This is a genomic window from Algibacter pacificus (assembly GCF_008033385.1).
In the GTDB taxonomy this organism is placed as follows: Bacteria; Bacteroidota; Bacteroidia; order Flavobacteriales; family Flavobacteriaceae; genus Algibacter; species Algibacter pacificus.
The window spans coordinates 41,626-49,650 of record NZ_VOGY01000016.1 but is presented as its reverse complement, the minus strand read 5'-3'; the positions used below and the strand labels follow the sequence as shown (position 1 = coordinate 49,650).

Here is an 8,025-nt window from a genome sequence, read left to right as displayed (position 1 = left end):
GGTGCAAATATACATGCCTTTTTGATTCTGGCAAGAGGTTTTGTGGTCTTTTTTAGAGTTTTATTTATCCTTTTGCTTAATGCTTTTATTTTTAAGGTTTTAGATTGTTGTTTTATTTATGTTTTTTAGCATCGTCTATGGCTGACTGGCTTTTTATTTATGGGTTTGTTCTGTTTTTGGTTGACTGCTCCCGCGTAAGGGATTGATGCGGCATCCTTTTTTTGGTCTTAACTGTAATATATTGGTAGGTTTGGAAGGATCTTTATTATAGACCTATATTATATAAATACAAAACGGCCCTAAAAAAAAGATATAGCGGAAAGCCCGACCCATTAATGCGCCATAAAAGCGCTTTAATGGGGGACGCTAAAATGTGCTACATAAAAAATACAAACAAAAAAAACCTTGTAAACATAAAATTTACAAGGTTATTTTTTAAAGTCGGGGTGGCAGGATGTGAACTATACCGCCACTATGCTGTAAAATCAATACTTTTAGAAATAGACTAAAACAGTGTTAACCGAATTGTAGACCTATCTGTTAGTTTGAAATAGTATTATTTATCTGAACGTCTTACTACAAATTTACGATTTTAACTCCATTAAAACCAGTCAATTTGCATCAAATATTATGATTAATCTATTAAATATTTGTTGACAATTTCTTCTTCTATTCCGCTGTATTCAACAAATTCTTTGATTGTGACAAATTGGTAAGATTCCTTTCCAAAGTAGTTTCTAATATCGTTTAAAAGCTTACGCCCATAACGTTCACTACGTCCTGTGATACGCTGAATATCTTTTGGGTATATGCAAGCTCTTTTTGGGGTCATAATACTTTATCTATGCTTTATCCGTACATCATCCATACTTCATTGTTTTGTCATTATGGTGATGATGATGCGTTGTTAAAATGTTGGAAACCCGAATGGGTTTTCAATATTTTAATGACGTTTTTGGTTATATCGGAATGGATGACCGAAAACGGCATTGGGTTTTTAACAACGTGCTATAAAATTACGTGTTTTGGTTTCATTAATCAAAAAACGAATTATTATGGCAAAACAAACTGGTATTATTAAACTGAAAGGAACTATAGGTGGTATTTCCTTTTACAAAACAACTGATGGCCATTTAGCCCGTGAAAAAGGCGGTGTTGATGGCAATCGTATTGCGAATGATCCTGCGTTTCAAAGAACACGTGAAAATGGGTCTGAATTTGGGCGAGCTGGTAAAGGTGGCAAGCTCTTGCGAAATGCTATTCGTATTCTTTTGCAAAATGCAAAGGATAAACGTGTGGTTTCTCGTTTGACGAAAACGCTTGTTGCAGTAACCAAAACAGATACAACCAATGAGAGAGGTTTAAGAACCTTGCAAGATGGCGATTTAAGCTTGTTAAATAGCTTTGAATTCAATTTGAATGGAAAGTTAGGCACAACGCTTTTTGCTCCGTTTACGAATGCTTTTGACCGTGTTTCTGGTGATGCTACGGTTAACCTTGATGCATTTTCTCCAACGGTTAGAATTGCAGCTCCGACTGGAACAACCCATTTTAAAGTGGTAATGGGTGCTGCTGAATTGGATTTTGCAAATGAAACCTCAACTTTTGAAAATGATGAGACTGCCATTCTTCCTTACACTGCTGCTGATACTGCTGCCATTGCCTTAACAGCTTCGTTGACTGCTAACTCAACGCTTCCTGTTGTTCAGGTGCTTGGTGTTGAGTTTTACCAAGAGGTAAACGGACAAATGTACGAGCTTAAGAACGGTGCTTACAACGCTTTGGCAATTGTTATTGTAGATACTCCGTAAGTATGGAATTAGTGCTGCATAGAGCCTATTTTGAAGAGGGCACCAATGGTGCTCTCTTTAATTCTGGTAAGTTTCTTTGTCACACCATTGAATTGCCCTGGAACGATAACAAGCGAAACATTTCCTGCATTCCCGAAGGCACTTATAAAGTTGAACCACGTTTTTCAAAACGGTTTAAGAACCATCTGATTTTGAAGGATGTAAAAGGCAGAAGTTTTATACTGTTTCATCCTGCCAATGATGCCTTAAAAGAGCTTCAAGGGTGTATTGCTCCAGTAACGTATTTGAGTGGTATTGGCAAAGGTGTTTACTCTAAAAGCGCTATGCAAAAACTGTTGTCTTTGGTGTACCAAGCTAAAGACCGAAAAGAACCTATTTTATTAACTATTAAATCACAGAATTATGAACATTGTAGAACGTTATAAAAAACCAACTCCTAAATTTTTCAAGACTTTACGAAATATTGGTATTGCCCTTGCTACTGCAGGTGGTGCTATCATAGCTGCACCGATTAGTATGCCTGCCATTGTGGTAACCATTGCTACTTATATGACTGTTGCTGGTACTGTGGCCACCGCAGTAAGTCAAGCCGTAGTTACTGATGATGAAAACACTGAAACTGATGAGAATGACGATGGATTATAACACCAAATCTGCCATTATTGGTGGTACTTTCTTTTCATCAATCGTCAATATTGGTGTTGAGGATTTGGTTACCACTATTGTTTTGGCATTTGTTGGGGCTTTGGTCAGTTTTATTGCCTCGATGTTGTTCAAATCCATTGTTAAGTTTATTAAAAATCTTAAAATGTAAATATAAGCCCAGTATCTTTCTGGGCTTTCTTATACTTAACCTCTTCACTTAATTTTAAAACCTATCCCTAATTTTATATGCAAAAGAATATAATTGCGTCTTTTTTATTTAAATTATATGTAAAAGCATATAATTATGTATATTTGCTTAAAATTATATGTAAAAGCATATAATCATAATATAAATATAAGATGAAATCATTAGCAGAATTTGTTAAAGAACGAAGAAAAGAAGTTGGGCTCACACAAGAAGAGTTTGCCGACAGAGCTGGTGTTGCTTTAACTGTGGTACGAAAAATAGAACAAGGTAAGACCAAGCTTAATATGGAAAAGGTTAATCTTGTTCTTGCTATGTTTGGGCATGAGTTAGCCCCTGTAAATAGTAAAGCATTGAACAATGAGACAAGGTAACGTATATTATAAAGATTATTTGGCAGGAACTATTACCGAAACTGGCGAAGGTGATTATGTTTTTCAGTACGATGCAACTTATATAGAAACCCATCCTTTTGAATTTATAACGTTTACCATGCCTGTTAGGAAAGAAGCTTATACTGATAATAAACTATTTCCTTTTTTTGAAGGTTTGATCCCTGAAGGTTGGTTATTGGATATAGCATCAAAAAACTGGAAAATAAACCGAAATGATCGTATGGGATTATTATTGGCTTGTTGCCAGAATTGTATTGGGGCAGTAAGCGTTGTACCTAAAACTGATAACCATGAAGAATAGATGTTTATATTGTTATGAGCCACTTGAAAATGAAACTGATTTTCATGAAAAATGTTCTATGGAATTCTTTGGCACTACAACACCTCCAATAATCCCATACACTATAGACCAAATGGCAGAATTGGCAAAGAGTGTTGTTGAGCGCAGTGTTGCTGTACCAGGTGTGCAACCTAAATTATCAATGTCCTTGATAAAAGAAACGCAAGAACAAGCCGACACACGGTTAACAGTTGTTGGTGCACTTGGTGGCCAGTATATATTTAAACCACCATCCCATCAATTTCCGGAAATGCCAGAGAACGAACATTTGACTATGCGGATTGCGGAAGCTTTTGGCATACGGGTTGTTCCCTCTAGTTTGATAAAATTGTCTTCGGGTGAATTGTCTTATGTTACCAAACGTATCGATAGGACTGAAAAAGGAAAGAAAATCCATATGTTGGATATGTTTCAAATAACGGAAGCTTTTGATAAGTATAAAAGCTCCATGGAAAAAGTTGGTAAAGCCTTGGACAGTTATTCTAATAATACTTTGTTGGATAAAATCTTCTATTTTGAATTGGCTATCTTTAGTTTTCTCACGGGAAACAATGATATGCATTTGAAAAACTTTTCCATGATAGAAAGTCCTTCAGGTTGGATATTAGCTCCTGCATATGATTTGTTAAATGTGTCTATTGTTCTTCCTGAAGATACTGAAGAATTGGCACTCACCCTTGAAGGGAAAAAGCGAAAACTTAAAAAAGCCCATTTTGAGCATTTAGGTCAAGGACTTGGATTAACTGATAGACAAATACAAGGTGTTTTTAAGCGTATGCTCAAAAATAAATATAAAGCTATAAAATGGATTGATAATTCCTTTTTATCGGATGATATGAAAACTGCTTACAAAGGTATTTTAGAAACAAGATATGAACGACTCACTTAACGGGGCAAAGTGTCGTAAGCGGAAGTGATTTTTAAAAGTGGCGTAAGGAAAAGATAAATAAAGGGCATTTTTTAAGAAATGCTCTTTTTTTATGCGCGGTGTTGAGGTGAGTAAATGTAATGAGTGATACCCTGATAAGGGATTGAGTGAATGTAATGCATCCTACCGCAGACACATGGAAACTTTTAAAAATTGCTGGAACTTACACCGTTGAAATGGGTGGTGGGGAAAAGATGGAAAAATTGTGTGTTCTAAACTTCAATGTTAGTTCGTAATTGGCGGCTGGTGAGCGGATATTTTACATAATGGCGTTATAGTACAGAAAGTGAATGAATGCTACTATAACTACCCGTTATGTAAACATAGCTTTGGGTAGTTTTTGGCGTGAGTGTTGGGAACAGCTCTTTGATTTTTTGTTGTACTTCTTATTAAAATATACAATCTAACAAAACAAGCAATGTGCTGTGTGAGGGTTGGCAGCTAAAAACTGCATGAGCGTTGGCTAGCGGAACAAACCAAAAGACAGAGGATTGTTGCGACAGCAATAAACTGAATTTTGGTTTGTAGGGAATTATATTAAATCTAGATCCTTAGCTATATCCATAACAATTTTGCTCATAGGTCTTTTGTGAATATCTTTATCTTGGGTATAATTTCCAACTAATGTCCTTTTGAATAATTCTGGATGTAATGAGAGCTTGCTAAAATTATACTTCAAAGCTTTTAAGTATGATTTATTATAAATTTGGCTTTTAATAATTAATTCTTCTATTAAATCTTTCTGAGTCTCATAAATACTTTCAATATGAAAAACATCATTAAATTTCTTAGTACTAGGATTAAGATAAATGGGTTCTGTAAAATAAAAATCAATTTCCATAGAATCTCTAGTGGTTAAATACTTAGATTTAGAATATGGGCTTAGTTTAAAATTATAATTTGATTTTGTTGTATTCTTATGATTTGATGTATATAATTCAAACTCAATTTTATTATTGCTTTTTGCTCTGTTACAAGATGAGCAAGCCGGGTATAAGTTAAAAAGTGAAATACTTAAAAAAGGATATTCATCTTTTGAATAATAGTGATCTACATCAAATTTTGCCGAATAGACATCTCTTGATTTAACTGCAGTAATTGACAATTGAGAATTACAATACACACATGATTTTACACCTATTTCTCTAAAGTATTTAGGGTAAAAAGAACTTCTCAAGTATGAGTAGTTAAGTGCCTCAAGGATAAATTGTTTTAATTTTTTTTTAGTCTTACCATTTTTATAGAATCTTGAATTAGGTGGAATTATCCCAATTGAAGATACTAAACTTGATAAATAACTAGGATTACATTCTATAATTTTTATTGAAGAATTATCTTCAAACAAACTTATAACTTCTCTTAAATAATCCTTTTCATTCGTATTAAATTGATTTTTATTAATTTTTTTTAGCTTGGTTAAGGCCTTTTTTCTTTGGCTCTCTATTTCAGGTTGGAATAAAGATTGAGCATTAATTACTTTATTTTGATGAATTGCTATCATTCCTAAGTTGTTCTAGTTTTTTTATTTGTTCATCTATAAACTCTATTTTAGAATCCTTAAATGTTTCAGTATATAAATCCATTAAACTCATATATAAAATTGGTTCACCAACAATGTTAATTATGGTTTTACATTTTACTCTTAAGTTATCTATAGTATCTTTTAGATATTCCCCATCCTGAATATCTTTCATAATTTCAACAACTTCATTAATTTTCTCCTTTGCAACCTCACCCATAAATCCATTTTTCAAGAAAAAATCATTTGCTAATAAATCGTGAATATTAGCACCAAAAGTCTGTTCCTCTATAGTTTTTATTTTGCCATTATCTAACCTCAAAATATTCGACGAAATTATATCGGATAAAATAAAAGGTGAATGAGTTAAATAAATTAGATGAATAGATTCAACACCTTTTTGTCCTTTTCTTTTTATATTTTCTAAAGCATTTAAAATACTGCTTGTAAGTTCCCTTTGCATATCGGGATGATAATAGATCTCTACTTCATCTAAAATAACTGCTACATTTTTATAAGCTATTCTTGTTACATCAGTGTTTTCTTCAGAAAAATGAACTGAATGTAAATTATATAGATGATAGGTTATTGTATTGATATTAAAAATCATTTGTTGTTCTCCCGAACTTAGCTCACTTAATTTTAAGTTTTTCCCTTTATTTACAGATACTTCAAAGTCAATATTGAAAAAGCCAGGTAACGCATAATCCATTAATAAAGAAGGGGTAAGCTTTTTTTCATCTAAATTACACTCATTAATCCAAATTTTTAAATCATCTGGGGTCAACTCTCTGTATGAATGATGACCACGGGTATTCCATATGGAATTAGGTTCGTTTGTATATTTTATAAAATTTATAGTTTGTCTTAACTTTCTTGTAATATGACTTCTATCATTTCTTAAAAAAGCCATAAACTTATTATTGTTATGATTTAAGTTTTTATCTCTAAATAAATGAGAATAGTTATCTTTTATTCTATCTATCTTTTTCTCTAAATAGCCTAGAGCGTAGTCTTGATAGTTTGTGTATTTCCTTAAATAATTGTTCCCTAATATAGATCGAACCAACTTTACAGATTTTAAACTATCAAAATCATCAATATCTAAGTATCTTGTATTAGTATATTTTAATCTTTCATCTTTATCTTCAAAACCTGCTCTTTTAATTAATTCAAAATCTTTCTTTGTAAAATATAAGAACTTTTTAAGCTCATACTTTTCTAGTAAAGACACTTTTTTGTTGAGAACAACATCAAAGGATAAATTAGACATTATCCTTTCTTTTGATAAATGTAATTCTCTATTAATATTAAAATTACCTTCATCTCTCATTGGATTAATAACTACCGGTGTTGTATAACCATCATTTTTATGAAATAGACTATTGATCCAATTACCCATTACTTTAGAGTTTAATGAGTGATGAGAATAATTCAAACATATTGAGTAGAAAAAGGGATCAAAAAAGAAATCATCCTTCCTTATCGGTTTACCTTCTAGACTATATTCGTAGAACTCTAACTTACCTCTCTTAGAAAAACTAACTGAGTAAACAATATCAGAATCTATATATACTATACTAGCAGCTAGATTATTTTTTATTAAACGTTCAATTTTTAAATCATCCTGCTGTTGACCCAATAAAAACTCTAATCTTTTCCTAAATAAACTCTTAATAAGAGTTTGTCCATTTGTTATACCTTGTAAATCTTTTTTATCAAATATTAACTTATTGTCGTTTATAAACTTTAACAATTCTATTGTTCTTAAATTCTTATTTTTTTGGTTTTCGAGTTTTCTTGCATCACTTTGAGCTTTATCTATTTGAGGATCCAATACTTCAGAATGTTCATCTAATAGTTTTTGTTTTTTATTATAGATACTTAAAGCATAAATTAAGTAATACAGAAGCTCTATTAGAGCACTTTTCCCTGAACCATTTAAACCAACAACTGCAGATATCTCTATATTGATACCATTTTTGAGCTTATAAATGTTATTACCATCAATTTTATTGACACTAATAACTTTTTCAATTTTACTATTATCTTTATTAAGCTCTATAGAGTACTCTTCTGTAAATTTATAGGGTTTACCAATTATCAAATTTTTACTAAATTTTTCATCACATCCTTTAAAAGGTATAATTGATAATAATCTAAAGTTGCTCATACTTCTATA

At 32.0% G+C, this 8,025-nt stretch carries 11 protein-coding genes; 8 read left to right on the top strand and 3 right to left on the bottom strand.

Translation table 11 applies throughout. The features are described from left to right. Nucleotides 1-634: 634 nt before the first annotated feature. Nucleotides 635-832 (bottom strand): hypothetical protein, encoded by a 198-nt coding sequence (locus FQU21_RS16450; protein WP_084176766.1) that lies wholly within the window; start codon nucleotides 830-832, stop codon nucleotides 635-637. A 12-nt stretch (nucleotides 833-844) separates the two neighbouring features. Here FQU21_RS16450 and FQU21_RS16445 point away from each other — a divergent pair, with 12 nt between their 5' ends. From FQU21_RS16445 to FQU21_RS16410, 8 genes are all read left to right on the top strand, one after another. Further along, a complete protein-coding gene (locus FQU21_RS16445; RefSeq protein WP_147679098.1) occupies nucleotides 845-1,081 on the top strand; it encodes a hypothetical protein in 237 nt (78 codons plus the stop codon). Further along, nucleotides 1,056-1,811 (top strand): hypothetical protein, encoded by a 756-nt coding sequence (locus FQU21_RS16440; RefSeq protein ID WP_147679097.1) that lies wholly within the window; start codon nucleotides 1,056-1,058, stop codon nucleotides 1,809-1,811. Before FQU21_RS16445 ends, FQU21_RS16440 begins: the two co-directional genes overlap by 26 nt. A gap of 2 nt (nucleotides 1,812-1,813) precedes the next feature. Continuing rightward, nucleotides 1,814-2,236, top strand: coding sequence for a DUF5675 family protein (locus FQU21_RS16435; RefSeq protein WP_147679096.1), 423 nt, complete (start codon nucleotides 1,814-1,816; stop codon nucleotides 2,234-2,236). After that, entirely contained in the window at nucleotides 2,214-2,456 is a 243-nt protein-coding gene (locus FQU21_RS16430; protein WP_147679095.1) for a hypothetical protein, read from the top strand. The genes FQU21_RS16435 and FQU21_RS16430 overlap by 23 nt, the downstream gene beginning before the upstream one ends. After that, nucleotides 2,440-2,625, top strand: coding sequence for a hypothetical protein (locus tag FQU21_RS16425; protein ID WP_246124858.1), 186 nt, complete (start codon nucleotides 2,440-2,442; stop codon nucleotides 2,623-2,625). Before FQU21_RS16430 ends, FQU21_RS16425 begins: the two co-directional genes overlap by 17 nt. 191 nt (nucleotides 2,626-2,816) lie before the next feature. Continuing rightward, nucleotides 2,817-3,035: a type II toxin-antitoxin system Y4mF family antitoxin gene (locus tag FQU21_RS16420; RefSeq protein WP_008238836.1), complete on the top strand. Its 219-nt coding sequence runs from the start codon at nucleotides 2,817-2,819 to the stop codon at nucleotides 3,033-3,035. After that, entirely contained in the window at nucleotides 3,022-3,357 is a 336-nt protein-coding gene (locus FQU21_RS16415; RefSeq protein WP_147679094.1) for a HipA N-terminal domain-containing protein, read from the top strand. The genes FQU21_RS16420 and FQU21_RS16415 overlap by 14 nt, the downstream gene beginning before the upstream one ends. Beyond that, nucleotides 3,347-4,285: a HipA domain-containing protein gene (locus FQU21_RS16410; RefSeq protein ID WP_147679093.1), complete on the top strand. Its 939-nt coding sequence runs from the start codon at nucleotides 3,347-3,349 to the stop codon at nucleotides 4,283-4,285. The genes FQU21_RS16415 and FQU21_RS16410 overlap by 11 nt, the downstream gene beginning before the upstream one ends. 571 nt (nucleotides 4,286-4,856) lie before the next feature. Here FQU21_RS16410 and FQU21_RS16405 read toward each other — a convergent pair. Both FQU21_RS16405 and FQU21_RS16400 read right to left on the bottom strand, forming a co-directional pair. Then, nucleotides 4,857-5,825, bottom strand: a complete 969-nt coding sequence (locus FQU21_RS16405; RefSeq protein ID WP_147679092.1) for a hypothetical protein — start codon at nucleotides 5,823-5,825, stop codon at nucleotides 4,857-4,859. After that, nucleotides 5,803-8,016 carry an AAA family ATPase gene (locus FQU21_RS16400; protein ID WP_147679091.1) on the bottom strand — a complete coding sequence of 738 codons (2,214 nt, stop codon included), beginning with the start codon at nucleotides 8,014-8,016 and terminating at the stop codon, nucleotides 5,803-5,805. The genes FQU21_RS16405 and FQU21_RS16400 overlap by 23 nt, the downstream gene beginning before the upstream one ends. Between the last annotated feature and the right edge of the window lie 9 nt (nucleotides 8,017-8,025).

What these genes read in the sequence shown, in the direction of transcription:
- FQU21_RS16400 (WP_147679091.1), bottom strand. Translation starts at nt 8,016, where the DNA reads ATGAGCAACTTTAGATTATTATCAATTATACCTTTTAAAGGATGTGAT.
- FQU21_RS16435 (WP_147679096.1), top strand. Translation starts at nt 1,814, where the DNA reads ATGGAATTAGTGCTGCATAGAGCCTATTTTGAAGAGGGCACCAATGGT.
- FQU21_RS16445 (WP_147679098.1), top strand. Translation starts at nt 845, where the DNA reads ATGCTTTATCCGTACATCATCCATACTTCATTGTTTTGTCATTATGGT.
- FQU21_RS16430 (WP_147679095.1), top strand. Translation starts at nt 2,214, where the DNA reads ATGAACATTGTAGAACGTTATAAAAAACCAACTCCTAAATTTTTCAAG.
- FQU21_RS16415 (WP_147679094.1), top strand. Translation starts at nt 3,022, where the DNA reads ATGAGACAAGGTAACGTATATTATAAAGATTATTTGGCAGGAACTATT.
- FQU21_RS16420 (WP_008238836.1), top strand. Translation starts at nt 2,817, where the DNA reads ATGAAATCATTAGCAGAATTTGTTAAAGAACGAAGAAAAGAAGTTGGG.
- FQU21_RS16410 (WP_147679093.1), top strand. Translation starts at nt 3,347, where the DNA reads ATGAAGAATAGATGTTTATATTGTTATGAGCCACTTGAAAATGAAACT.
- FQU21_RS16440 (WP_147679097.1), top strand. Translation starts at nt 1,056, where the DNA reads ATGGCAAAACAAACTGGTATTATTAAACTGAAAGGAACTATAGGTGGT.
- FQU21_RS16425 (WP_246124858.1), top strand. Translation starts at nt 2,440, where the DNA reads ATGACGATGGATTATAACACCAAATCTGCCATTATTGGTGGTACTTTC.
- FQU21_RS16405 (WP_147679092.1), bottom strand. Translation starts at nt 5,825, where the DNA reads ATGATAGCAATTCATCAAAATAAAGTAATTAATGCTCAATCTTTATTC.
- FQU21_RS16450 (WP_084176766.1), bottom strand. Translation starts at nt 832, where the DNA reads ATGACCCCAAAAAGAGCTTGCATATACCCAAAAGATATTCAGCGTATC.